The 25,244-nt window shown below is 66.2% G+C and carries 25 protein-coding genes and 1 pseudogene; 15 read left to right on the top strand and 11 right to left on the bottom strand.

What is annotated here, in order from left to right; genetic code table 11:
• Nucleotides 1-2: 2 nt before the first annotated feature.
• Together SM753_RS11600 and SM753_RS11595 are read right to left on the bottom strand one after the other, a co-directional pair.
• Nucleotides 3-830: a deoxyribonuclease IV gene (locus SM753_RS11600; protein ID WP_323191720.1), complete on the bottom strand. Its 828-nt coding sequence runs from the start codon at nt 828-830 to the stop codon at nt 3-5.
• 139 nt (nt 831-969) lie between these two features.
• Nucleotides 970-1,803 carry a biotin/lipoate A/B protein ligase family protein gene (locus SM753_RS11595; RefSeq protein ID WP_138796766.1) on the bottom strand — a complete coding sequence of 278 codons (834 nt, stop codon included), beginning with the start codon at nt 1,801-1,803 and terminating at the stop codon, nt 970-972.
• 309 nt (nt 1,804-2,112) lie between these two features.
• On the opposite strand from SM753_RS11595, the gene SM753_RS11590 reads away from it, so the two are divergent.
• The 3 genes from SM753_RS11590 to SM753_RS11580 all read left to right on the top strand — a co-directional run bounded on the left by SM753_RS11590 (nt 2,113) and on the right by SM753_RS11580 (nt 4,867).
• The gene (locus SM753_RS11590) at nt 2,113-3,024 is read left to right on the top strand and encodes a serine/threonine-protein kinase RIO2 (protein ID WP_323191719.1); all 912 of its coding nucleotides are present in this window, start codon (nt 2,113-2,115) and stop codon (nt 3,022-3,024) included.
• Between the two features lie 264 nt (nt 3,025-3,288).
• A complete protein-coding gene (locus tag SM753_RS11585) occupies nt 3,289-4,428 on the top strand; it encodes a multicopper oxidase domain-containing protein (RefSeq protein WP_323191718.1) in 1,140 nt (379 codons plus the stop codon).
• Nucleotides 4,429-4,609: 181 nt separating this feature from the next.
• Complete coding sequence (locus tag SM753_RS11580; protein ID WP_323191717.1) at nt 4,610-4,867, top strand: hypothetical protein; 258 nt, start codon at nt 4,610-4,612, stop codon at nt 4,865-4,867.
• 151 nt (nt 4,868-5,018) lie between these two features.
• On the opposite strand, the gene SM753_RS11575 is transcribed toward SM753_RS11580, so the two are convergent.
• On the bottom strand, nt 5,019-5,420 hold the full coding sequence (locus SM753_RS11575; RefSeq protein ID WP_323191716.1) for a hypothetical protein: 402 nt from the start codon (nt 5,418-5,420) through the stop codon (nt 5,019-5,021).
• A 120-nt stretch (nt 5,421-5,540) separates the two neighbouring features.
• Between SM753_RS11575 and SM753_RS11570 the strand changes: the two genes are divergently transcribed.
• Complete coding sequence (locus tag SM753_RS11570; protein ID WP_135533705.1) at nt 5,541-5,819, top strand: HalOD1 output domain-containing protein; 279 nt, start codon at nt 5,541-5,543, stop codon at nt 5,817-5,819.
• A 237-nt stretch (nt 5,820-6,056) separates the two neighbouring features.
• Nucleotides 6,057-6,647 (top strand): 50S ribosomal protein L15e, encoded by a 591-nt coding sequence (locus SM753_RS11565; RefSeq protein ID WP_135533706.1) that lies wholly within the window; start codon nt 6,057-6,059, stop codon nt 6,645-6,647.
• 297 nt (nt 6,648-6,944) lie between these two features.
• On the opposite strand, the gene SM753_RS11560 is transcribed toward SM753_RS11565, so the two are convergent.
• The 5 genes from SM753_RS11560 to SM753_RS11540 form a co-directional block, all read right to left on the bottom strand.
• Nucleotides 6,945-7,175: a hypothetical protein gene (locus SM753_RS11560; protein WP_323191715.1), complete on the bottom strand. Its 231-nt coding sequence runs from the start codon at nt 7,173-7,175 to the stop codon at nt 6,945-6,947.
• 337 nt (nt 7,176-7,512) lie between these two features.
• Entirely contained in the window at nt 7,513-9,090 is a 1,578-nt protein-coding gene (locus SM753_RS11555; RefSeq protein ID WP_323191714.1) for an acetolactate synthase large subunit, read from the bottom strand.
• On the bottom strand, nt 9,087-10,487 hold the full coding sequence (locus tag SM753_RS11550) for an NAD-dependent succinate-semialdehyde dehydrogenase (RefSeq protein WP_138798599.1): 1,401 nt from the start codon (nt 10,485-10,487) through the stop codon (nt 9,087-9,089). Before SM753_RS11550 ends, SM753_RS11555 begins: the two co-directional genes overlap by 4 nt.
• Nucleotides 10,488-10,607: 120 nt before the next feature.
• The gene (locus SM753_RS11545; protein ID WP_138796759.1) at nt 10,608-10,841 is read right to left on the bottom strand and encodes a hypothetical protein; all 234 of its coding nucleotides are present in this window, start codon (nt 10,839-10,841) and stop codon (nt 10,608-10,610) included.
• 261 nt (nt 10,842-11,102) lie between these two features.
• On the bottom strand, nt 11,103-11,372 hold the full coding sequence (locus SM753_RS11540) for a glutathione S-transferase N-terminal domain-containing protein (RefSeq protein WP_135533709.1): 270 nt from the start codon (nt 11,370-11,372) through the stop codon (nt 11,103-11,105).
• 609 nt (nt 11,373-11,981) lie between these two features.
• Here SM753_RS11540 and psmA point away from each other — a divergent pair.
• Nucleotides 11,982-12,731: an archaeal proteasome endopeptidase complex subunit alpha gene (psmA, locus tag SM753_RS11535; RefSeq protein WP_135533710.1), complete on the top strand. Its 750-nt coding sequence runs from the start codon at nt 11,982-11,984 to the stop codon at nt 12,729-12,731.
• Between the two features lie 3 nt (nt 12,732-12,734).
• The gene (psmB, locus tag SM753_RS11530) at nt 12,735-13,445 is read left to right on the top strand and encodes an archaeal proteasome endopeptidase complex subunit beta (protein ID WP_138796758.1); all 711 of its coding nucleotides are present in this window, start codon (nt 12,735-12,737) and stop codon (nt 13,443-13,445) included.
• Nucleotides 13,446-13,475: 30 nt separating this feature from the next.
• Here psmB and SM753_RS11525 read toward each other — a convergent pair whose 3' ends face one another.
• Nucleotides 13,476-13,979, bottom strand: a complete 504-nt coding sequence (locus tag SM753_RS11525; RefSeq protein ID WP_138796757.1) for a hypothetical protein — start codon at nt 13,977-13,979, stop codon at nt 13,476-13,478.
• Between the two features lie 274 nt (nt 13,980-14,253).
• Here SM753_RS11525 and SM753_RS11520 point away from each other — a divergent pair, with 274 nt between their 5' ends.
• Nucleotides 14,254-14,469: a hypothetical protein gene (locus tag SM753_RS11520; protein WP_323191713.1), complete on the top strand. Its 216-nt coding sequence runs from the start codon at nt 14,254-14,256 to the stop codon at nt 14,467-14,469.
• A 190-nt stretch (nt 14,470-14,659) separates the two neighbouring features.
• Here the strand turns inward: SM753_RS11520 and SM753_RS11515 are convergent, their stop codons facing one another.
• Together SM753_RS11515 and SM753_RS11510 are read right to left on the bottom strand one after the other, a co-directional pair.
• Nucleotides 14,660-14,866: a heavy-metal-associated domain-containing protein gene (locus tag SM753_RS11515; protein ID WP_135533714.1), complete on the bottom strand. Its 207-nt coding sequence runs from the start codon at nt 14,864-14,866 to the stop codon at nt 14,660-14,662.
• Nucleotides 14,867-15,050: 184 nt separating this feature from the next.
• Complete coding sequence (locus tag SM753_RS11510; RefSeq protein WP_323191712.1) at nt 15,051-15,686, bottom strand: DsbA family oxidoreductase; 636 nt, start codon at nt 15,684-15,686, stop codon at nt 15,051-15,053.
• Nucleotides 15,687-15,917: 231 nt separating this feature from the next.
• Here SM753_RS11510 and SM753_RS11505 point away from each other — a divergent pair, with 231 nt between their 5' ends.
• The 7 genes and pseudogenes from SM753_RS11505 to SM753_RS11475 all read left to right on the top strand — a co-directional run bounded on the left by SM753_RS11505 (nt 15,918) and on the right by SM753_RS11475 (nt 25,239).
• Nucleotides 15,918-17,933: a hydantoinase/oxoprolinase family protein gene (locus tag SM753_RS11505; RefSeq protein ID WP_323191711.1), complete on the top strand. Its 2,016-nt coding sequence runs from the start codon at nt 15,918-15,920 to the stop codon at nt 17,931-17,933.
• Nucleotides 17,930-19,609, top strand: a complete 1,680-nt coding sequence (locus tag SM753_RS11500; RefSeq protein WP_323191710.1) for a hydantoinase B/oxoprolinase family protein — start codon at nt 17,930-17,932, stop codon at nt 19,607-19,609. Before SM753_RS11505 ends, SM753_RS11500 begins: the two co-directional genes overlap by 4 nt.
• A gap of 71 nt (nt 19,610-19,680) precedes the next feature.
• Entirely contained in the window at nt 19,681-20,622 is a 942-nt protein-coding gene (locus SM753_RS11495; RefSeq protein WP_323191709.1) for an oxidoreductase, read from the top strand.
• Between the two features lie 76 nt (nt 20,623-20,698).
• Nucleotides 20,699-21,703, top strand: coding sequence for a Cdc6/Cdc18 family protein (locus tag SM753_RS11490; protein WP_323191708.1), 1,005 nt, complete (start codon nt 20,699-20,701; stop codon nt 21,701-21,703).
• A 192-nt stretch (nt 21,704-21,895) separates the two neighbouring features.
• Nucleotides 21,896-22,645, top strand: a complete 750-nt coding sequence (locus SM753_RS11485; protein ID WP_323191707.1) for a hypothetical protein — start codon at nt 21,896-21,898, stop codon at nt 22,643-22,645.
• Nucleotides 22,646-22,891, top strand: a pseudogene (locus tag SM753_RS11480) (hypothetical protein); the annotation flags it as partial.
• Between the two features lie 131 nt (nt 22,892-23,022).
• Entirely contained in the window at nt 23,023-25,239 is a 2,217-nt protein-coding gene (locus SM753_RS11475) for a type B DNA-directed DNA polymerase (RefSeq protein WP_323191705.1), read from the top strand.
• The last annotated feature ends 5 nt before the right edge of the window (nt 25,240-25,244 follow it).

Genomic DNA, 25,244 nt, shown 5'->3' with positions numbered 1-25,244 from the left:
CGTTACTCCCGCAGCTCCTTGACTCGCTCGATGTTCCAGGCGAATCCCTTCCCGTCCTCGTTCGGCGTCTCAAGCACCAGCGGCACGTCGCGCAGGTCCTCGTGGTTGACGAACGCGCGCATCCCGTCCTCGCCGATGAGACCCTCGCCGATGTGGGCGTGTTCGTCCTTGTTCGTGCCGCACTCGTGCTTCGAGTCGTTGAGATGGACGCATTCGATATGCTCCAGTCCGACCACGTCGTCGAACTCGGCGACCGTCTCCTCGACGCCTTCGGCGGTCGAGAGGTCGTAGCCCGCGGCGAACATGTGGGCGGTGTCGAGACAGATGTCGAGGTCCTGCTCTGACCGGTCGAGGACCTCGGCGAGATGCTCGAAATCGCCGCCCAGCTTGGTGCCGCTGCCGGCGTCGCTCTCGACGAGTACGGTGACCCCATCGGGGATATCGAGTTCGTCCAGCGCGCTGGCGGCGTTGTCGAGGCCGCCCTCGACGCCCGCGCCGGTGTGTGCGCCGAGATGAACGTTGACGTACTCGATGCCGAGTTTGTCCGCCGCGTCGACCTCCTTCTGCATGGCGTCGATCGACTTCTCGCGGAGGTCGTCTTTCGGCGTACAGAGGTTGACGAGATACGATGAGTGGATCACCCACGGCCCGTCGAGTTTCTCGCCGGTACCCTCGCGGAAGGCCGCCGCCTCGTCGTCCCCCACGTTGGGGTCCTGCCACACCTGTGGGGAGTGGGTGAATATCTGTCCGCAGTTCCCGCCGACGTCGCGTTGCCTGTCGACGGCGAGGTGAACGCCGTCAGCGATAGACACGTGTGCTCCGACTCGCATGTGTTCGGAGAGTGACCGAACCGGCAAATGCACTTCGACTCCGACGGGCTAACAGTGACTCTACGCAGTCGCACTGACTGAAGCCGTGCTGGCAGTGTTTCACCCGGTAGCAGCGGCGTCGAGGAATAGCGAACGACTCCTAGGTCGGATCGTCCCGGTGACGGTTCCAGTATTCGCTGTCGTACTTGCGATCCGCGCGCAGTTCGGCGTCGTCGAGTTCCTGGTCGGACCAGCCGCCTTCTTCGGCGTCCGCCCACTCGGCGAGACACGTTTCGAGCGTCTCGACTGCCGCCTCCCGAGTGACATCTGCGTGGTCTGTCACGCTCGTCACCCGACCAGTGAACTCCTCGGGCGACGTGTCCGGCTCCGAGAAGACGCCGAGATGGCGAGTTTCGGTGAGGTCGAAGTTGATCGAACCGTGCTGTATGACGGCGTCACGCTGGCGATACTGAGCGTTCCCGCTTATCTTCCGACCGCCACAGAGCAGGTCGTGAGCGGGGTGGACCGCCCGCAGGTAACAAGCCGGGTCGTGGATCGCCGGGAGGTCGTCCTCAGCGAACTCCGCGAAGACGCCCATCCGTTGGAACGCCTCGACGATAGGTTCACAGAGGAGTCCGTAACAGTCCATCAGGTCACCGGGAAGGTCGTCCGCTGGTGCGATTATCGAGTAAGAGATGTCGCCGAACGAATCGTGATAGATGCCGCCGCCGCCCGTCTGGCGCCGGACCACGTCTATCCCCTCTCGTTCGCAGTACTCCCAATCGACGGATTCGGGATCCTGTCGATATCCGAGCGAGAGGCAACTGGGATCCCACTGATACACCCGGACGGTCCTGATCCCCCCGGTGGACGCCGTTTCGGCGGCTATCTCGTCGAGAGCCATGTTCATCGCGCCCGAACGGGACTCTTCGCTGACGAAACGCCAGTCCTTGTCTGCGAGCGAAGACCGGAGAGATCCTGAGTCGTCGGCCATGCCGTGGCGTACGTCGGGTTCCGACAAAAAGCCGGTGCAGACCCACCGTCACAGGTGTCTCCTCGGAGACGAATGCGACGCAGTGGACCGACGCGTAACTGTAGTGCTGTCGGTCAAGCCCTGCTTACTGGAGGCCGGTCGAGTCCGTGCGAGCAATGCGACAGTTCACCAGCCACGCTGACGGCGGTACTCGGCCGTGATCGAAGCAGGACGAGCCACGCCCCGTACATTGTGTATATCGGAGTGTGGTTTACACATCCGACGGACAACGCACGGGGCTTAAACCTGCCCGTACGCTACGGATACGGTATGGTCCAGAACGTCGCCGGGATCCTCCCGGAACTCGAACCGGAGGATTTCCACCTTCTCTCGGGCGTCGAGCAGGGAATGCGGTTTTCGGAGTGGGTAAAACGCGAGAAGTTGCCCGAGTTCTCGCGGTTGACGAAGGAAAACGTCGACTACCGGATAGACCGGTGTCTTGATTACGACCTCATCGAGCGGAACACGATCCAGTACGAGGGGTATCGCCTGAAGTTCGAAGGGTACGACGCGCTGGCGTTGCACGCGTTCGCCGAGCGAGAGACCATCGAAGGGTTCGGGTCGTCACTCGGCGTCGGGAAGGAAAGTGACGTCTTCGAAGTACAGTCGTACAAGCCCATGGCGCTTAAATTCCACCGAGAGGGCTTTACCAACTTCCGTGAGGTGATGCGGGAACGGGATTACACGACGGACAAAGACCACGTTTCCTGGCTCTACACTGCCCGGAAAGCGGCCGAACGCGAGTACGAGGCACTGGAAGCCGTGTATCCAGATGTCGCGGTGCCGCAACCGATCGACCAGAACCGTCACGCTATCGTGATGGAGAAGATAGACGGGGTTGAGCTCTCCCGCACGAAACTCAAAGACGAACAGGTCGTCCCAGTCTTGCGGTTGCTCTTGGAAGAAATGAGCGAGGCGTACACGCACGGGCGCGTACACGCAGACATGAGTGAGTACAACGTGTTCGTCGATGAGAGCGGAGTCACGATCTTCGACTGGCCACAGTCGATACCCACGGACCACGAGAACGCCGAGGAGTTCCTGGAACGGGACGTGGAAAACGTTGTCAGCTACTTCCAGCGGAAATATCCCCAGTTACTTCCGGAGGCTGTCGATAGCGCCGCACTCGCGGATGCTGTGGCGGCTGGCGACGACGGCGGGATCCGAACGGCGTTAGAATAAACTTCATTTCGATATAGGAAATGGGTTAGTCCAGTAGTTGAGACTGGGAACGAACACGTGCGGGGTCGGACTGAGGGAGGCTGCGATGCAATCCCAAACTGGGGCGTACCGCCGTCTAACTATCACCTGGCCGTGGCACCGAAGACAGGTCGCCCGGGAGCGCCGTCCGTGCGACTGGCGTTCGTGGCGACAGCCCCCCGTTCTCAGATCCCGGGAATCTGAGACGGTCCTTTTTATGAAGGGTTCGAAGTTGCAGGTGAAGCCATGACCCAAATCGGTGCCCCCGGCGACGGTATCTCTCGACGAGCGTTTCTCGCGGCGACTGGCGCAACCGGCCTCGGTGCGGTTGCCGGATGTACGGCTCCCGCCAGTCAACGTGACGAAGGAAATACGACAGCGGCGACCGAGTCGCCCAGCGATCTGCCGACGACCTCCCCGCCCCAGGTCGTCGATGTCGACGAACAGGGGGGACAGGTGACGCTCAGTTCACAGCCTGCCCGCCATCTCGCACACCCCGGCGAATCGATGGGCGGCCCCGTCGAACTGCCGCAGGTGTGGGCGTTCCAGGCCGACGACCGGGAACCGAGCGTCCCCGGACCGATCCTCCGAACGACGGAGGGCGAAGACATGGAGGTGACGTTTGACAACACCGATGGAAAGCACCCGCACACGGTGCACTTCCACGGCGTCCGAAAGACCTGGGAGAACGACGGCGTTCCCACAACGACGGGTATCACCATTCCTCCCGGGGAAAAACACACGTACGAGATCCCGGCGAACGTTCCCGGCACGCACCTCTATCACTGCCACTACCAGACCCACCGCCACATCGACATGGGGATGTACGGCATTTTCCGCGTCGACCCCAAGGGGTACGAACGCGCGGACAAGGAGCATTTCCTGACGTTCAAAGATTGGGACTCACGGCTGAACCGGCGGATGGCCGGCGAAGACGTCGAGTACAGCCCGCGCCAGCGCGACCCCGACGTGTTCACGATCAACGGCAAAGTCGCGCCGCGGACGCTTCACCCGGAAGACGGGTCGCCGATCATCGTCTCCGAGGGGGATACGGTCCGCCTTCACATGGCTAACAACGGGTACATGTCCCACCCGATCCACATTCACAACCACCGCTTCGAGCGCGTGGCGAAAGACGGCGGGACGATCCCCGAAGCGGCCAGACACGAAATGGACATCACGAACATAGCGCCCGCCGAGCGACACACGATCGAGTTCGAGGCGGACGCCGACCCCGGCATCTACCTCATGCACTGCCACAAGGTCAGCCACGCGATGAACGGCGAGGTGTACCCCGGCGGTATGGTCGGCGGCGTCGTCTACGAGTCCGCGATGGACACCGACATCTTCGCGGATCTCATGGAGTACGCGGGCTACGAGGGGTAGTGCGGTATCGGCGTTCCGGCCGACGAGAGTGATCCCGAACGCCCGCGTATCGTCGGACGCGTAAGGGACGGAGACTTTTGCACGTCGTCACGCACCTGTCGTACGCAGTCGTGTGATCTGGTATGTAAACAGTCGCAAACGCGACTATACATCTAAGCGTCTGGCGCGCGTTTCCGAACGTATGGGACGCACTGTCAAACTCAACGATATCGACTCCGTGGTTTCGGCGCTCGACTATCCAGTCTCTCGTGAGACGGCGGTCGAGGAGTACGCGGACGTGACCCTCAGTCTCGCCGACGGCGAAGAGAACATGGGCGACATCATCTCACAGTCAAGCGACGACACGTTCGACAGCGCCGACGACCTGGAGACCGAACTGATGAACCTCCTCCCGCGTCACGCCGTAGGGGAACCGTATCAGTCCGAGGGTGACGGCTGACGGCGGCAGTGTCGGCGTATACTGTCGGCTGTAATCCCTTGAAAAATATCTGACTCCCGGGTGTCCGGGTATCGTTACGAAGTTACAGCCGACAGTATAACAGTTGGATGCTCGCCGGTCGGTGCCGTCCGACGAGGATCTGGCTCGGCTGTCAGTGGCTGCCGTACCAGTCGGGCAGTTCCTGCATCGCGGCGTGTTCGGCGTACTCCTCTATCGACGGCTGGCCCCAGAACCGAACGGTGTCGGTCCGGCTGTCGAAGTCGACGACGCCCGCGTCGTCGAGTTTCGGGAGGTGAATCTGATACAGGTCGGCGGCAACCCGGTCGATCCGCTCCGCGGACGGGTCAGTGTCAGACTCCAACGATGCGACGTGTTCCACGAGGGAATCGCAGTCGACGGTGTCGTCGTCCATGTCGACGAGATAGTAAATGACGTAGCGGCGACGTCGGGCCGACAGGAGGTCGAAGACGGTGTCGAGAGACGGAGCGGACGACAGATTACGACTACCGGGTCCGGTGTTCCCGTCCCGATCATCCCTGTTACCGTCGCTCATTCTCGTGGGTGGACATGAATCTCGTAGTACAAAAAACGCTTTCTTTGTCTGAATGAAATCGCGTCATGGTCAGATAAATCGGCCACTGACTTTAAGCAATGGTGCGGTGCAGGTAGGGTAATGAGTAACAGCGAGGTCGAGTTATCGACCACTTGGGAACCGAGCACGCAAGTGATCGAATCCATCGCGGCGGCCGAAGGTGTCGACCCGATCGATCTCGACCCACCGCTACACACCGCTATCGACCTCGACGCACTCGATGCGCTGTTTTCGCCGACGAGCGGGGTTCCGCGCCCGGAAGGTCGAGTCGAATTCGAGTACGCGGAGTACGAAGTCGTCGTGTCGAGCGACGGTTCCGTCACCGTGGATCCGCGGGACACGACAGCATCGGAACAATAATTCGATCGGTCAAGTCGAACGACCCGGTGCAGTCGCTTTCGTGAGATAACGGCGACAGAGCGCCTCTGATAGCAGAGCGTCGCCCCACCGGGCGGCCGAGCGTTTCGAAGCCCTTAAACTCGGAAGTCGAGAAGAAGCAGTAACTCGCTGGACGACGGGCGCCAGCGGGCACCTGTACACTCAGGACGGAATGTGGCCGGTCAACCGGCTGAACCACAAACGCCCGTGGTGATATAGATGGCACGAAGCTTCTACTCCCACATCAAGGAAGCGTGGAAAGACCCCGGCGACGGTGACCTCGCCGAACTACAGTGGCAACGAAAGCAGGAATGGCGCGACCAGGGCGCGATCGAACGCGTCGACCGTCCAACCCGCCTCGACAAGGCCCGCGAACTGGGCTACAAGGCGAAACAGGGCGTCGTGGTCGCTCGCGTGAGCGTCCGTAAGGGTTCGGCCCGCAAGGAGCGGTTCCGCGCCGGTCGACGCTCGAAGCGCCAGGGTGTCAACGCGATCACCCGACGGAAGAACCTCCAGCGGATCGCCGAGGAGCGTTCCAGCCGGAAATACCGCAACCTGCGCGTCCTCAACTCCTACTGGGTCGGAGAGGACGGCAGTCAGAAGTGGTTCGAAGTGATCATGCTCGACCCCGAGCATCCGGCCATCCAGAACGACGACGATCTCAACTGGATCTGCGACGACACGCACAAGAACCGCGCGTTCCGCGGCCTCACGAGCGCCGGCACCAAAAACCGCGGGCTCTCGGAGAAGGGCAAGGGCTCGGAGCACACTCGCCCGAGCAACAGCAGCGACCAGGGACGCGGGAAGTAAACGCAACCGGCTGATTTCTCCCGTTTTTCGCGGCGACGAGCGTCCGCTTTAGTGAATGTTCTTACGGCAGGTCCTCCGTCTCCCGTCGCTCGACGAACCGGCCCGGTCCCGGAAAACAAAGCGGCGACCGGAGGCCAGCTACAGGGACTCGCCGATACAGAGATCAGCCACCGACGACTATGCGCCGAAATCCGATCTCCCGTCGGAACGCGTCGTCGGTTCCCTTCGTCGGGCGATCCGAGCGAGAGACAGGGGTGACCGGCCTGTGGGCGGGACGCGAGAGCGGACCATCAGAAGTCAGTCGGACGAGGAGAAGCCACGAAAGACGACCGTCACGGTTGCGTACGTGACGCCGAACGCGATCCCCTGCAGCGTCGCACTGATGAGATCGTCTCCCAGCGCGTACGCTGTCACGGTCACGGCGACGAGCGGGACGAGAACCAGGAGAGCGATCCTGACAAACGGATGCACCGCGAGCAGGTCGTTCCAGCGGTCGACAAGACGCCGAACGCGTGCGAACCTACCCATGATAGATCAGTGCTCCGAAGCTCCGGAGCGTCGGTTGCTCTTCGGGATTCGAGGGCGACTACATCGGGGTCCAACCGCAGAAGGGCGGAGCGTCGAACGTGCGTTCGGTTCGGAAGAGTACAGACATTTTTTATATAATTTTACTACTGGATCGGCTTAACTGTCGGTGGATGTCGTCCCGTTTCGGGACCACGTTTATCCCCCATGTCACCGTAGTCCAACGTATGTCTGGCGCTGACAGGTTCTTTCTGGTGGTAACGCTGCTGATCTTCGCGCTAATCGTCGTCGGGTTCGTCATGGCCGCCCTCGGGATGTAAACGGGGCGAGACCAACTCGATTATCCAAGCGGCACTTCCACGAGCGACAGTTCGTCGGCCCCGATAACGTCGTTCAGGGTCGCCTCGATCTCCCCCCAGTCGTCGGCGCGGTACGCCTCGATCCCGAAGCTCTCGGCGAAGTCCACGAGGTCGGGGTTTGAAATCCTCGTGCCGAAGTGTTCGTCCCGGTGTTCCTCCTGATGCTCGGATATCATGCCGTAGTCGTCGTCGCGGAAGACGACGATGGTGTACGAGCAATCGAGGCGGTTCGCGGTCTCTATCTCGGCGGCGTTCATCAGGAACCCGCCGTCGCCGGTCGCGACGACGACATCATCGTCGAGCGCCAGGTCGGCCGCGATCCCGCCGGGGACGGCGATCCCCATGCTGGCCAGGCCGTTCGAGATGATGCAGGTGTTGGGTTCGTACACCGGGAAGTGCTTCGCGATGGCCATCTTGTGGCTGCCCACGTCCGATATCAGCACGTCCTCGTCGTTCATCGCGTCGCGGAGGACGGGCAGGACGCGGCGCACCGAGACGGGGTCGCCGGCGTCGGGCCACTCGCTAACGTCGCCGGCGATGCGCTCGCGAAGGTCGTGCCACCAGGTCGAACACTCCGTGGAGAGACGGTCGGTCAGTTCCTCCAGCGTCCGGGACACGTCAGCGACGACTTCCACGTCCGGGTTGTAATGGCGGTACACCTCGGCAGGTTCGTGGTCGACGTGGACCACCGTCTTGTCGGGGACGGGGTTCCACTTCGCAGGGTCGTGTTCGGCGATGTCGTAGCCGACGGCGACGACGCAGTCCGCACGTTCGATGGCCGTCGTCGCCTCGGCCGACGGCCCGGAGTCGAGCGTCAGCAACGAGTGTTCGTCCGCGTCGGAAACGGCCCCTTTCCCCATGAACGTCGAGACGACAGGGACGTTAGTCGCCTCGACGAACGCCCGCAGTTGCTCTGCGGCGCGGGTCCGCACCGCGCCGTTGCCCGCGAGGACGAGCGGATGCGCCGACGACGATATCAGGTCCGCGGCCTCGTCCAGCGATGACCGGTCGGGGTCGGGACGACGGACCCGTTCGCGCGACGCGAGCGGCGTCGATTCGACCGCCTCCGCGGCCACGTCCTCCGGTACTTCGAGGTGTGTCGCGCCGGGTTTCTCGAACTCGGCGAGTTTGAACGCCTTGCGGACCGACTCCGGGACGGTTTCGGGGGCGCTGACCTGCGTGTTCCACTTGACGACCGGTTCGAACGTATCGACGATGTCTAACGCCTGATGGCTTTCCTTGTGCAGACGCTCTAACCCGCCCTGACCGGTGATGGCGACGAGCGGGCTCTTGTCGAGGTGGGCGTCCGCGACGCCGGTGAGCAGGTTCGTCGCGCCCGGTCCGAGCGTCGCCAGGCAGACGCCGGCATCGCCGGTGACGCGCCCGTGAACGTCAGCCATGAACGCCGCCCCCTGCTCGTGACGGACCGGGAAGAAGTCGACGTTGGAGTCCCGCAAAGCGAAGAGTATGTCCTCTAGTTCCTCGCCGGGAATGCCGAAGACGTAGTCGACGCCCTCCTCCTCCAGACACTCCACGAGGAGGTCGGCGGCTTGTATCATTCGACGAGATCACTCTCCTTGCTCGGGCCATGTGAGACCCACACCGTCTTCTCGTTGACGAACTCGCGGATCCCCTGTTTCGCCAGTTCTCGGCCGTACCCCGAGTCCTTGACGCCGCCGAACGGCAGGCGCGGGTCGGACTGAACGAGTTCATTGACGAACGCGAGGCCGGACTCGAACTGCCGGGCGACGTGCTCGCCGCGCTCTAAGTCCTCGGTCCAGACGCTCGCGCCCAGCCCGTAGTTGCTGTCGTTCGCCTTCTCGATGGCCGTCTCCTCGTCCGGGACGGAGAACACGGGCGCGACGGGCCCGAACAGTTCCTCGCTTTCGGCTGGGGACCCCTCGGGCACGTCGGTGAGCACCGTCGGCGGGTAGAAGTAGCCGTCGCGGTCCATCGGCTCGCCCCCCATCCGGACCTCCGCGCCCTGTTCGACGGTCGTTTCGACCTGCTCGTGCAGGTCCTCCATGAGACCTTCGCGGGCCTGTGGGCCGACGTCAGTGTCGTCGTCGGTCGGGTCGCCCGTCCGCAGGCTCTCCATCTCGTTCAGGAACCCGTCGAGGAACTCGTCGTACACGTCCTCGTGGACGATGAAGCGCTTCGCGGCGATACAGGACTGCCCGGAGTTGATGATCCGGGCCCTCGCACCGACCTCGCAGGCCCGCTCTATCGGCGCGTCGTCGAGGACGACGAACGGGTCGCTCCCGCCGAGTTCGAGCACGTGGTGCTTGAGGTTCTTTCCGGCGGTCTCGCCGACGTTCCGGCCGGCACCTTCACTCCCCGTGAGCGTGACTGCGCGCACCCGGTCGTCGCTGATCACGTCGCCGATAGCGTCCGAGCCGACCATGAGCGTCGTAAAGACGCCCTCGGGATAGCCGGCCTCCTCGAACACGCCCTCGATGGCTTTCGCACAGCCGGGCACGTTCGAGGCGTGCTTGAGCAGGCCGACGTTGCCCGCGGTTAGCGTCGGCGCGGCGAAGCGAAACACCTGCCAGAAGGGGAAGTTCCACGGCATGATGGCGAGGACGGGGCCGATCGGTTGGCGGGCGACGAACGTGTCCGCACCCGTCTCACCACCCACGCGCTCGTCCTGCAGGAACTCCCCCGCGCGCTCGGCGTAGTAGTCACAGACCCACGCGCACTTCTCGACCTCCGACCGGCCCTGCTCGATGGGTTTCCCCATCTCGCGGGTCATCAGTTCGGCGTACTCCTCGCTGTTGTCGCGCAACACCTCGCCGGCGCGTTCGAGCAACGCTTCGCGTTCGGTTATCGTGTGCTCGCGCCACTCCTCGAACGTCTCGTCGGCGCGGTCGAGTAGGTCGTCGATGTCTCCCTCGCCGTGTGTCTCGTACGATTCCAGAGCCTCCTCGGTCGCCGGATTGACACTGTCCATTGGTATCCCCCACACCCCGGTTACGGCTCCGGGTTGCTGGTACACGAACTACGGCAGAGACCGGCTTATCTGTGGGGGCACACTCCGGACCGTACGACCGGCGTTCGGCAGTGCCGACGGACGAAATCAGGCGGAACCGGTGTTTTCGGGCGGGTTCCGGAAGAGTCCGTCGAACATCGCACCGACGCCGACTACCGAGGCGGCGATCAGCGCGGTACGTGACGGAAGCGAGAAGAGATAGCCTATCAGCAGTGCGAATATGAACGCCGCCGGGATGACGGCCAGAACGAGGTCGTAGCGCGATACTCCGAGTGACCGACCTGTGGCCGTAGAGCGGCCATCGTTGACACTATCCGTCATACTGTCACCACCCTCAGTGATCACTACAACGGATCCCCACTAAAATCTTATCCCAGTGAAGTTCAGACAACACATTTTGAAGCTGTCTGTGATCAGTTCCGTGAATTCTCCTATTTACTTTGTTGCATACTCATAACTTATGGCACCGGGGATGGACTGACGCTTTGCGGGATGCAATAAAAGAGTCACTTTCCGCTCGCTCGCCGAGAACCGTCTCCGGACGCCGTTATATCGTTATCGACACCGGCTGACGTTCGATCGTCACCGCGCGTCGCTGTATCGCTCCGCGAGGTAGTCCCGAATGTCGTCGCTCTCGGCGATGACTTCACCGTATCGGTGGTCGACCAGTAGCGGTATCTGGTCTTTGCCGCCGACGGCTTGCAGTTGCTCGTACGTCTGGTCGTTGAGAACCTCCGGGTCCTCGCCGGGCCGGCGCGGGTTGTGCGCGACGTAGGACAGGCCAAGATCGGTGAGTTTCTCCCGGACGTCTTCGCTGTGCGGACAGCCTTCTGCCTGGTACAGTTCGAGCACGACGGAGTAGACGACGCGACGAACCAAAAGCGTCGGTACGAACGCCGCGGTAAGTGCCGGAGAAGCCGGACGGGAGGCGCGTTCCACAGCCCGTACGACCGCCGCCGATTCACGGGCCGCCCTCGCGCGCGGTCCGATACTCGGTCTTCACACTCCGCGCTCACAGCGGAGCGACGGGCTGCTTCGGTCCTCCGGCGGGCTATCCCCTCGGTCTGGTATGGTGGGTTTCGCCCTTTCCTCTACCCGCCCAACACGGCCGGATATAGGTCGTCCGGTCAGCCTGCACCCGGCGTGTTATTCGTTATCATACTACACTAAAAAGCCTTCTGCAACGTCACCGCCGTACGACAGGTTCGTCCCAGAGACGGACGTATCAGCGGGGATCACTCGTCACCCCGTGGGAACGGATCCAGCACCCGAACGTATCGGTGACCCTTGCAGGCAGTGACGGTCTTTTGTCCTTGCAGATCCAAGTGACTCACGTCGACGCACCGACGGAAGAGTTAGTCCGAAGCCGGCTAACTTCCGGGCGGAGATAGCCATCACACACAAAAGGTACTTGAATGGCCCCGCCTTAACCCGAGGTGAAAGATACATCGGACTTCTACCATGCAAGGACAATCTCAACAGCAGGCGTACGACCGTGGGATCACCATCTTCTCCCCGGATGGTCGTCTCTATCAGGTCGAGTACGCCCGCGAAGCGGTCAAGCGCGGCACGGCGAGTATCGGCATTCGAACGGCAGAGGGCGTCGTCCTCGTCGTCAACAAGAAGCTCCGTTCGCGGCTGATGGAGCCGAACAGCATCGAGAAGCTACACAAGGCAGACGACCACGTCGGCATCGCGAGCGCCGGCCACGTCGCCGACGCCCGACAGCTGATCGACTTCGCACGCCAGCAGGCCCAAGTCAATCAGTTGCGATACGGCGAACCGATCGGCGTCGAGACGCTGACGAAAAACGTCACCGACCACATCCAGCAGTACACCCAGACGGGCGGGGCCCGCCCGTTCGGCGTGGCACTGCTCATCGGCGGGATCCAGAACGGCGAACCGCGCCTGTTCGAAACGGACCCGAGCGGGACGCCGAACGAGTGGAAAGCGCTCGCTGTCGGCCGCGACCGGGGCGAGATTCAGGAGTACCTCGAGGAGAACTACGAAGAGAGCGCCGACCTCGACGCCGGTATCGACCTCGCGCTCGAAGCGCTCGCGTCCGTCTCGGACGACGACTTCGAGGCCAGCGGCGTCGGCGTCGCCACGGTCGACGTCGAAACCGAACAGTACAGCGAACTCGACGACGAGCGCGTGCAGGCGCACCTCGACGAACTCGACCTGCTCGACGAGGAGGACGAGGAGGAGTAAATCATGCACGACAACTTCAACAACACTATCGACAGCGGACTTGCGAACCCGGCCGAACCCGAAGTGGGGGAGATGCCGACGAACGACCACAGCCTGGACGACCTGGAGAACGTGAACAAGACGGGGACGACGACGGTGGGGCTGGCGACGGCGGAGGGCGTCATCATCGCGACGGACATGCGCGCGAGCCTCGGCGGTCGATTCGTCTCGAACAAGAACGTTCAGAAGGTCGAGCAGATCCACGACACGGCGGCGCTGACGCTGGTCGGCTCCGTCGGCGGCGCACAGTCGTTCATCAGTAGCCTCCGCGCCGAGGCGAACCTCTACGAGGCTCGCCGCGGCGAGCCCATGAGTATCAACGCGCTGGCGACGCTCGCGGGGAACTTCGCCCGCGGCGGCCCGTTTTTCGCCATCCACCCGATCCTCGGCGGCGTCGACGAGGAAGGCCACCACGTCTACTCAATCGACCCCGCCGGCGGCGTCGTCGCCGACGACTACACCGTCACCGGATCCGGCATGCAGATCGCCTACGGCGTCCTCGAACAGGAGTACGAAGAGGGCCTCTCCAACGAGGAAGGCAAAACTATCGCCGCTCGCAGCGTCAAAAGCGCCGTCGAGCGCGACACCGGCTCCGGCAACGGCGTCTTCCTCGCCGAGATCACCACCGACGGCGTCGACATCCGCGGTCACAAGGACTTCGACGACGTCATCTGACGACGTTCGGCACCTGTACCCCGCAGCGGCCTATTCGAGGTCGCTCGGGTCGACGTTCTCGCGTTCTCCGCAGTAGTGGGCGAACGCACGTAACTCGTCCTCGGAGAGTTCGTTGTACGCGCCGCGCTCTATTTTCTCGATCACTTCGTCGACCGGAGCGTCGGTTCGTTCCACGTCGAACGTCGCGCTGACGGTACACTGACCGTCCGCCTGCTTGCGTTCGGCGCGGTAAATCGACTCCAGAAACGTCGCCTTCCGCGAGCGGTCGCCGTCGCCGAGGCCGAGATAGAAGAAAGCGAGCGCGTCGACCAGCGCCTCGTCGAGCGCGTCGTCCGCAAACACCCCCTCGCGGTCGCGCGGTTCCGCGTGTTCGAACAGGAGCGCGAGGTCGTAGATAGCGTTTCGCAAGCGCCGGCGGATGCGGTACCGGGCGTCGTAGGCGGACTGCTCGCTTCGGAGCGTCGTCTCGCCGCGGAGAAACGCCCTGTCGGCCGGAGTGAGTACGCCGCGGTCGCGGTTCTGGTTGTCTTTCATCGTCTGTATCGGACTAACCGTACGGAACGACGCGTCTATTTCCGCAAAAACCTTGGGACGAGGTCGGCGACGGAGTTGCCCGTGACGCGACTGCAGGACGGTCCCGTCCTCGTAGCCTCCGCGTCGCGGAGCACGTTCGATGTCGGACCGACTCCCAGCGGACCGCTCCGTTCCGGCGACGGGCCACACGTGACGGTCGTTTTACCGAACGGCCCGAGCGGCGGCGTTCGGGCAGATCAACAGTTAATAGCGGGTAGTTCGTACGTTTACACGTATGCCCAGAAGCGTGACCGAACCCTCCGACTACGAACCGAGCGCGGAGATGAGCGTGATCGGGTATCTGCTGGCCGCGATGACGGCGATCCTGTTGCTCCCCCTGTTGCCGTTCCTCGCCGTGTTGTGGGTGTTCGACCGCCTGTTCGGCGGAAACCGCGTCGGACGGACCGTCGATCGGGTCGAGTACCGCACCGAGTCGTCCGGCAACGAATAGCCGCTTAGAACGTCTCTCGGCCCCGCGGTGCGTCGGTTCTCGTTCAGTACAGCGACGCGCCGGGAAGTTCGCCGACGCACTGCCGACAGAAGCGGTACCTCGTGTCGTACTCCGTTCCACACGGGGCAGATACTGCCCGGCGAGCGACGGTCAGCGAGGTCGGAGGAGAAAACACAGAGACAGCAGCCGATCAGACAGCGACGTCATAGCCCGCCTGCTCAACGGCAGCGTAGAGGTCGTCGTCTTCGACGTCCTCTTCGGCGACGATCTCGACGGTGTTCCCGTCGTGGTCGGCCTCGACACGCGTCACACCGTCTATGTTGTCGAGGGCGCTTTCGACGTTCTGCTCGCACCCGGTACAGGACATTCCGGTGACTGAGAGCGTTTCGCGCTTCATATCAGTCGCTTTCCGCTCCACGTCAAAGACCGTTACGACGCGGTGCAAAGTGGAACGGACTCCGCACGCCCGCGACGTCCAGAAACGACGATGGTCTTCGCGGAGATCCGCGGGGCAGGGCAAAAAAAAAGAGAGCGCTTACCAAGCGGTTGAGGAAGTAAGAGTCGAAAGAGCCTTGGTCCGATTACGCGCCCTCGACGAGGCGGCGCAACTGCTCCGGCGGCACGGCACCGCGAGCGGCGTGACCCTCGAAGACGAACGTCGGGACGCCGGTGACGCCCTGCTCGTGGGCGGCGTCGAACGCCTCCCCGACCTCGCTCCGGAGCGTGTCGTCGTCGAGCGCCGACCGGACTTCGTCGGGGTCGACGCCGGCCTCGCTGGCGAGGTCGGTGAGTACGTCCTCGTCACCGATATCCCGGCCGTCCTTCCAGAGGGCGTCGTACACCGCCTCGTCGAACTCGGCCCACGTCTCGTACGGGTAGTGCCCTTTCACGTAGTAGGAGGCGACCTGCGCGTCCAGCGAGTCGACGTCTGTGACGAGTTCCTGCACCATCTCCACGTCGTACTCCTCCTGCAGGCGCTCGACGTTCTCGCGGGCCTGCGAGTAGTAGTCGTCGTCCTTGCCGTCGTCGACCTCGTGGTCGATCTCGCCGTTCTCGTCGCGCTTTTGCGCACGCAGGTCGAACGGGTGCCAGTCGACCGTCAGTTCCTCGTCGCGAGAGTCCTGATACTGTCGCAGCGATTCGCGCCCGAGATAACAGAACGGGCACACGTAGTCGGCGAACACCGTGATGGCTGCCGCTTCCTGCTGTTTGCTCATACACCCCGATAGGCGATTCGGACACAAAAGGAAGACGTTCGGGTGCGTCGCCAGCGCACAGCCACGAGCCGTAGGTTATACCTGGCCAGTCGCCGACGAGCGAACCATGTTCATCGAGTGCAGGTGGCACGCCCGTGGCGGTAGGTGCCGTGGGCCGGAGGACACAAGGTCCACACGACAGCGGTGCGGTCCGCGGCGACGCGCGAACGCGACGGAGCGCCGGGAGGGCCGATGACGGACCGACCCAGACTCGGAGCGGATGTGGGCGGGACGTTCACCGATGTCGTCCTCGCAACCGGGGACGACCTCGTCACGGCGAAGGTTCCAAGCACCGCCGACCAGAGCGTCGGCGTCATGAATGGCGTCCGGACGGCCTGCGACGAGGCGGGGGTCGATCCCGCGACGATCGGCGAGTTCACCCACGCGATGACCGTCTCGGTCAACGCCCTGCTGGAGGAGACGGGCGCGAAGACGGCGCTCGTCACGACCGAGGGGTTCCGGGACGTGTTAGAGATCGGTCGGCAGGACCGGCCGGCCCTGTACGACCTCGATTCCGGGCGGCCAGAGCCGCTGGTGCCGCGCCGCCGCCGCTTCGAACTGCCGGAGCGGGCGACCCCGGACGGCGTCGAGGACCCGGTCGACGAGGCGGCGCTCCGCGAGGTCGCGGCGCGGATCCGCGACGTGGACGCCGAGAGCGTCGCGGTGTGTCTGCTCCACGCGTACGCCGACGCCGAGAACGAGCGGCGCGTCGCGGAGGTCCTCGACGGGGAACTCGACGTGCCCGTCTCGGCCTCTCACGAGGTCCTCGCGGAGTTCCGCGAGTACGAGCGGGCGTCGACGACGGTCGTCGACGCCTACGTCACGCCGACGATCGACAGCTACCTCGGCCGGCTCACGAGCGAGGCCGTCGACGCGGGGCTGCCCGAACCGCTCGTCATGCAGGCCAACGGCGGGATCGCCGACGCGGCGACGGTCAGGGCAAACGCCGTGACGACGACGGTGTCCGGCCCCGCGGCGGGCGTCGTCGGCGCGAACGCCGCCGCGGGCGAACTAGTCGAGAAGCGCGGCCTCCGGGGCCTCGTCACCTTCGATATGGGCGGCACGTCCAGCGACGTGAGCCTCGTCCGCGACGGCGAGGCCGAGCGAACAACTGACGCCGAGATCAACGGCCGACCCGTCCGCACGCCGATGGTCGACGTGACGACCGTCGGTGCGGGCGGCGGCTCCGTCGCGTGGGTCGACGAGGGCGGCGCGCTCCGGGTCGGCCCCCGCTCGGCAGGCGCTGAGCCGGGACCGGCCTGCTACGGCAAGGGCGGAACGGAGCCGACCGTCACCGACGCCGACCTCGTCCTCGGCTACGTCGGCGAGAGCACGGAACTCGGCGGCGATCTCTCGCTCGACGCAGAGGCCGCACACGACGCGCTCGCCGCCCTCGCGGACGAGGCGGGCCTCGACGGCCCGGTCGAGGCCGCGCGGGGCGTCTACCGCGTCGCCAACGCGAACATGGCGCGGGCCATCCGCTCGGCGACGGTCGAGCGCGGCCACGACCCGCGGCGGTTCGGCCTCGTCGCGTTCGGCGGCGCGGGGCCGATGCACGCCGGCGCGCTCGCCGCCGACCTCGGCGTCGGGACGGTCGTCGTCCCGCCGGCAGGGGGCGTTCTCTCGGCCTACGGCCTCCTCGCAGCCGACGAGAAGCACGACGCGGTCCGGACCCACCGCGTCGCGCTCGACGAGACCGACCCCGACCGGGTCGACGACCTGTACGGCGACCTCGAACACGAGGTGCTCGCCGACGCCCGAGACCCGGCGTCGAGCGTCGTCCGGCGGCACGCCGACCTGCGCTACGCCGGCCAGAGCTTCGAACTCACCGTGGACGTGGAGGGGTCGTTCGACCCGGGCCGCGCCGCGGAGCGCTTCCACGACGTCCACGAGTCGACGTACGGCTACCGGATGGACGAGCCAGTCGACCTCGTGAACCTGCGCGCGACGGCGACGGCCGCCCGGAGCGGTCCCGCCGCCGAACGCGAGGCGGCGGGCGAGGCCCTGACCGAGCGCCGCGAGGCGCGCTTCGGCGACGGGTCGGCGTACGAGACGCCGGTGTACGACCACGCCGCGCTGTCGACCGGCCGGACCGTCGGCGGCCCCGCGGTGATCGAACAGACCGAGAGCACCGTGGTCGTGCCGCCGGCGTGGGACGCGGAGGTGCGCGCGGACGGCTCGCTCGTTCTCACGGAGGGAGACGCATGACGGGAGATAACGGCGATAGCAGCGCGACGGAGGACGATGGGACGGAGCGGGTCGACCCCGTCACGCTGGAGATCCTTCGCAACCAACTGGAGGGCGTCGCCGAGGAGATGGGCCAGGTGCTGATCCGTGGCGCGTACTCGCCGAACATCAAGGAGCGCCAGGACTGCTCGACCGCGCTGTTCGACGCGGACGGTCGGATGATCGCGCAGGCCGAACACATCCCGGTCCACCTCGGCGCGATGCCCGAGGCCGTCGACGCCGTCGACGAGAAGAACCCGCGACCCGGCGAGGTGTACGCCCTGAATGACCCGTTCGCGGGCGGAACCCACCTGCCCGACGTGACGCTCGTCTCGCCGCTCGCGCCCGGCGGCGAGGGGAACGGAGTGAACGATGGCGGAGACAGCGAGGGTGGCGAGGTGGTCGGCTACGCCGTCTCGCGCGCCCACCACGCCGACGTGGGCGGGTCGACGCCCGGCAGCATGCCCGCCGGCGCGCGGGAGATCTACGAGGAGGGGGTCCGCCTGCCGGGCGTCCGCCTCGTCCGCGACGGGGAGATAGACGACGACGTGATGGATCTGTTCCTCGCGAACGTCCGGACGCCGGACGAGCGCCGGGCCGACCTCCGGGCGCAACTGGCCGCCCACGACCGGGCCGAGGAGCGTCTGGGCGACCTGCTCAACGAGCACGGCGAGACGCTGTTCGACGCGTTCGACGCCGTGATCGACTACTCCCGCGACCGGGTCGAGGCGGAACTCGCGGAGATCCCCGACGGCACCTACGAGGCCCGCGACGCGATGGAGGGCGACGGCGTCACCGACGACGACGTGCCGATCGAGGTTGCCGTCACCGTCGACGGCTCCCGCTTGCGGGTCGACTTCACGGGGACGGCCGAGCAGGTGACCGGCAACATCAACGCCCCCCTCGCGGTCGCGAAAAGCGCCGTCTACTTCGTCGTGCGCTGTCTCACCGACCCCGATATTCCCCCGAATCATGGGTGTTACGACCCCGTGACGGTCGATGCGCCCGAGGGGTCGCTCCTGAACCCCCGACCGCCGGCCGCCGTCGTCGGGGGCAACGTCGAGACGAGCCAGCGGGTCACAGACGTGGTGTTCGCAGCCCTCGCGCAGGCCGTCCCGGAGCGCGCCCCGGCGCAGGGCCAGGGGACGATGAACAACCTGATCGTCGGCTCCCGCGAGGGCGACTTCGCGTACTACGAGACCATCGGCGGCGGCGCGGGCGCGACCAGCGCCGGCGACGGGACCGACGGCGTGCAGGTCGGCATGACGAACACGCTAAACACCCCCGTCGAGGTGCTGGAGGCGGAGTACCCGCTGCGCGTCGAGCGCTACGCCCTCCGCCCGAGCACCGGCGGCGACGGCGAGCACCGCGGCGGTCTCGGCCTCGAACGGTCGCTCACCGTCGAGCGCGACGCGACGGTGTCGCTGCTCACCGAGCGCCGGCGAACCCGCCCCCGCGGCGTCGCCGGCGGCGGTGACGGCGCGACCGGCGAGAACCTCGTCGGCGGCGAGCGCGTGCCCGCGAAGGCGACCGTCGACGTGCCCGCGGGGACGACCGTCACCGTCCGGACGCCCGGCGGCGGCGGCCACGGCGACCCCGCCGACCGGGACTCGGACGCGCGGGAGCGCGACCGGCGGGACGGGAAAACGGAGGAGTAGCCGCGGGCGACGGTCCCGGCGACTTCCGCGGGTGACGCCAGATAGATTTCGCGCCGGTCCCTAGCGAGCGTATGAGTGAATGGGACGCCTCGTCGATGCCGGACCTGTCCGGGAAAACGGTCGTCGTCACCGGCGCGAACAGCGGGATCGGACTGGAAGCGACGCGGGCGTTCGCGCGGAAGGGGGCACACGTCGTGATGGCGTGTCGCGACGTCGGCCGCGGCGAGTCGGCGAAGGCGACCGTCCGCGAGGACGCCCCGGCCGCGTCGCTGACGGTGCGTGAACTCGATCTCGCGGACCTCGACTCGGTGCGGACGTTCGCCGAGGCGGTCGCGGACGAGGAGCGGGCGCTGCACGTGCTCTGTAACAACGCCGGCGTGATGGCGATCCCCCGCCGGGAGACGGCAGACGGCTTCGAGCGACAGTTCGGCGTCAACCACCTCGGACACTTCGCGCTGACGGGCCTGCTCCTCCCCGCCCTTCGCGAGACGCCCGGGGAGACGCGGGTCGTCACCCAGAGCAGCGGCGTCCACGAGCGCGGCCGGATCGACTTCGACGACCTCCACGGCGAGTCGTCGTACGACGAGTGGGACGCCTACGCACAGAGCAAGCTCGCGAACGTGCTGTTCGCCTACGAACTCGATCGCCGGCTCGACGCGACGGGGGCGGACGTCCGCAGCGTCGCCTGCCACCCGGGGTGGGCCGCCACGAACCTCCAGCAGCGCGGCCCGGAGATGGCAGGGTCGCGGCTCCGCCTGTGGCTGATGGAGGTCGCCAACCGGGTCTTCGCCCAGTCGGCGGCCGACGGCGCGCTCCCGTTGCTGTACGCCGCCACCGCGCCGGCCGTCGATGGCGGCGACTACGTCGGCCCGGGCGGCCTGCTGAACATGCGCGGACTCCCTGAGAAGCAGCGCTCCAACGACCGGTCGTACGACGGGTCGGTCGGCCGCCGCCTGTGGGCGGTCTCCGAGGCGGAGACGGGCGTCGCGTATTCCCTCCCTGACCTGGCGTGAGGCGGGTCTCGGTCTGCCGCACGCCGCGAGCGGACGCCCGGCGACTTTATGTCGGTCGAGGAAGCACTGTCCGACGATGATCCGCGACGCTCGGGTCCTCCGGACGGATTTCGTTCCACAGGAGGTCGAGCACCGCGACCACGAGGTGAACTACCTCTCGGACGTGCTCCGGCCGCTGACCGACGGCGACCCGGCCGACACGGTGCTGGTGACGGGGCCGACGGGGACGGGCAAGACCTGCGTGACGCAGTTCGTCGGGGACCGCCTGCGAGAGGAGACGTTAGACGTCGAGTTCCAGTACGTCAACTGCTGGCGGCACTACACGTTCTTCCGCTGCGCCTACGCCGTTCTCGACGGGATGAACGAGACGGTGGACGTCCACCGTCAGTCGACGCCGGGTGACGAACTCCTCGCTCGGCTGGAGGCGTACGACGGGCCGCCGCGAATGCTCGTCCTCGACGAGGTCGACCAGCTAGAGGACCCGAGCCTGCTGTACGACCTCCACGAACTGCCGCAGTTCGCGCCCGTGCTCATCGCCAACCGCGAGGCCGAACTGTTCGGCCAGATCGATGACAGGCTGACGAGTCGCCTCCGCGGGAGCGAGCGGATCCGCTTCGAGAAGTACGGGCTCGATCAGTTAGTCGCTATCCTCGACGCTCGCGCCCGTCGCGGACTGGCGGCGGACGCCGTCGGCACGGCGGAGCTCGAACGGATCGCCGACGCGGCGGCGGGCGACGCCCGCGTCGGGATCAGCGTCCTCCGGAGCGCCGCCCGGAAAGCCGACCGCGACGGCGACGAGCGGATCACCGCCGCGACCGTCGAGGCGGCGATCCCCGACGCCAGGGAGGAAGTCCACCAGCGGAACCTGGAGAACCTCACCCGGCACCAGAAGATACTGTACGACATCGTCGAGGATGCCGGGGAGATCGAACCGAACGCGGTGTACGAACGCTACCGCGAACGAGTCGCGGACCCGAAGAGCGACCGGACGGTGCGGAACTACCTGCAGAAGATGGCACGCTACGACCTGATCGAGATCGAGGGAACGAGCCGCGCCCGCGTGTATCGGAGCCTGAACTGACGCGGGGCGAATCGCACTGTTCGCGGCGAGACCGAATCGACCGTGACGGCGGCTTCTGGAACTTCTGGAAACGGCCGATTTCGACGTTCGATCCCGTCCACGTACGGTGGTTACGGGAACTCTCCGACGACTTCTGGAACTTCTGGAAACGCCACGCCTCGGCTTATGCGGCGAGCCGCGGAACGTATCGGTATGGTTCGAACGCCACCACCAGACGGTAGCACACTCACGGCGGCGCGGGGCGGTCGCCTCGACGTGCCGGAACTGCCGACGCTCGACCCGGGGATCACGCTTCTCTCGACCGAGGAGCGGGCGACCGGTCCCCTGCAGGCGCTGGTCCTCGACCACCTGCTCCTGCAGGGCGGCGAGGCGCTGTGGGTCGACAGCCACGGCCACGCGCAGTCGCAACTGCTCGGTCGCCTCGCGCCGAGTCGGCGCGTCCTCGACCGCGTCCGGGTCGCAAGGGGGTTCACGCCGACCCAGCACGCGACGCTGGTCGAGCGACTGCCGGAGCGGGTGACGCCGAACACGTCGCTGGTCGTCCTGCCGGCGATAGACGGTCAGTACCGCGGCGATGAACTGCCCCGTGAGGACGGCAGGGAACTGTTCCTGCGGAGTCTCGCGACCGTCGGCCGCCTCGCCCGCGAGCGCGACCTGCCGGTTCTCGTCACCCGACGGCGGGACGACGAGTTCGGCGCGCCCGCCGCGGCCGCCACCGACGCGACCGTGGCCTGCGAGCGGACCGAGTTCGGCCCGCGGTTCCGGACCGAGGGGTTCGAGACGCTCGTCTACCCGGGCGAACCGGACGGAACCGTCCAGACGACGCTCGCGTACTGGACGCGGATCCTCGAGGCCCGAGACCCGATACACGGCGCGACGGCGACTCCGGACGAGGACCGCGAACCGAGCGTCTCGTCCGCCGGCGCGGAGGGGGTGTGGTAGATGGGCCGAACCAATCCGACCTATCGGGACCTGCTCCGGCGCACCGCCGAGCGGTGGGAGACGTACCGCCGCGGCCTCCGCCACGACGAACAGCGCCGTTTCGATCGGCTGTGGGCACACGCCGACCGCCACGCCGACGCAAGCGGTCTGTTGAACCACCCCGATCCCATCGTCCCGGCGCTGTTTTCCGTCGCGCTGGAACACGAGCGCAGACTGGACGAACTGGCCGAGCGCCTGGACGACCTCGCGGACGGCGACGGGAGCGCCGAGGGCGCAAACGGGACCGGTGAGGGCACGATTGGGACCGGTGAGACCGCAAACGGGAAGACGGAAAACGCAAACGGGAACGGCGAGAACGCCGGCGCGACGCGGTAGAAATGTTCACGGTCGATTTCCGTGACGACGCCGTCTACGCGTGGTCGCGGACGGGCAACGGCGTCGAGTGCGAGCACGACCCGGACTACACGCCGACGGTCTACCTCGAAGCGAACGACTGGGCGACGGTCGCCGAGAACCGCGAACACGTCGACGCCCATCCGAACGTCGCCGCGACCGCCCGCGAGGAGTGGCGGCCGGGGTTCCGGGAGGACCCGACGGACGTGCTCCGGGTCGACGTGACCGGCGTCGACGCCGTGCGGACGGTCGCGCGCCAACTGCGAAGCTGGGAGCGATCCGGGACGTTCCGCCTGTTCAACGTCGACTTCACGCCGGCGTTTCGGTACTGCCTCGAAACCGACGCGGACCCGACGCCGAACGGGTCGCTCCGGACACTCGCCATCGACGTCCCGGCGACGGAATTCGCCGGCGACGACCCGGAGATAACGGAGTGTACGGTGCGGAGCGGGGACGGGGCGAACGGGGACGGGTCGCGCGGCGCGGAGACGGTCGCGGGCAACCCCGAAACCGTCGTCGAACGGGTGGGCGAACGAGTCGAGAGCGCCGACCCGGACGTGCTCGTTCTGAGCACCGCGCGGCTGATACCGGTCCTGTTCGAGACGGCCCGCGAGCGGGGAGTCGATTTCCAGTTAGGGCGGCGTCCGGGCTACCGGAAGCGCGCGGGGGCGTCGACGTACGAGAGCTACGGGCGGGTCGGCCACTCGCCGGCGCGGTACGGCATCCCCGGGCGAGCGGTTATCGACCGCGAGAACACGTTCTTCTATCGCGAGACGAACCTGGCGGGCTGTCTCGACCTGGTCTCGCGGTCCGGCAAGCCGCTCCAGGAACTCGCGTGGGCGTCCATCGGGAACGTCCTCACGGCGATCCAGGTCCGCGAGGCGCTCGACCGGAACGTCCTCGTCCCCTGGCGGTCCTGGCGCGCGGAGTTCTTCAAGACGATGGGGCAGTTACAGGACGCGGACCGCGGCGGCTACACCTTCTCGCCGCGCGTCGGGGTCCACGAGGACGTCCACGAACTCGACTTCGCCTCGCTGTACCCCAACATCATCGTCACGCGCAACGTCAGCCCGGAGACGGTCCGCTGTGACTGCCACCCCGACCGCGAGGACGTACCGGGGCTCGGCTACGCCGTCTGCGACGAGCAGGGGTATCTGCCAGAGGTGCTGTCGTCGCTCGTCGATGCCCGCGACGGGATCAAGCGGGAGCGCCGGTCGACGGACGACCCGGAGCGCCGGGAGACGTTAGCGGGTCGGTCGGCCGCACTGAAGTGGATCCTCGTCGCCTGCTTCGGCTATCAGGGCTTCAGCAACGCGAAGTTCGGTCGGATCGAGTGCCACGAGGCGATCAACGCGTTCGCCCGGGAGATACTGCTCGACGCGAAGGCGGCGCTCGAAGCCGGCGGCTGGGAGGTAGTTCACGGTATCGTCGACAGCGTCTGGGTGACGCCGCGCGAGGGCGTAGAACGGCGGCCGCTGGACGCGCTGGCCGCTGAGATAACCGACGACGTCGGCGTCCGCCTGGAGTACGAGGCCGCGTACGACTGGGTCGCGTTCGTCCCGCGCCGGGACTCGAACGCTGGAGCGCTCACGAAGTACTTCGGGAAGCGGGCGAGCGAGGGCGGCACGGAAGGCGGTGCGGAGGCGAGGGATGACGGGGGAAACGGCGGCGAGGATGCGTTCAAGTACCGCGGGGTCGAGTGTCGCCAGCGGTCGACGCCGGAGTGGGTCGCCGACGTTCAGCGCGACCTGATCGCGGCACTGGACCGGTATCGCGAGCCGGAGCCGGTTTGTGGCGTCCTCGCGCAGTACCTCCAGCGACTCGACGCGGAACGGGTCGACCCCGCGGACCTTGCCGTCTCGAACCGCGTCTCGAAGGAACCGGGGGAGTACGCTCATTACACCCACTCGACGGCGGCGGTAGAGCGCGCGGACGACGCCGGACTCGACGTCGAACCCGGCCAGTCCGTCGACTACGTCGTTGTGGACGACGAGAGAGACACCAGAGAACGGGTCGCGCTGGCGGCGGAGGAATCGGAGGGCTACGACGCCGACTACTACCGCGACCGGGCGCTCCGGGCGGCCGAGAGCGTCCTCTCGCCGCTGGGGTGGCGGCGGGGCGATATCGAGGCGTATCTCGCGGACCGCGAGGACGCGGCGGTCACGGCGTACGGCGGCGCGGCGGACGGCGACGGCCCGTAGCGCGA

Source organism: Halostella sp. PRR32, assembly GCF_034808085.1.
Lineage (GTDB): Archaea > Halobacteriota > Halobacteria > Halobacteriales > Natronoarchaeaceae > Halostella > Halostella pelagica.
Note: the sequence above shows the minus strand (reverse complement) of the source record. Positions and strands in the feature narration are given on the sequence as shown.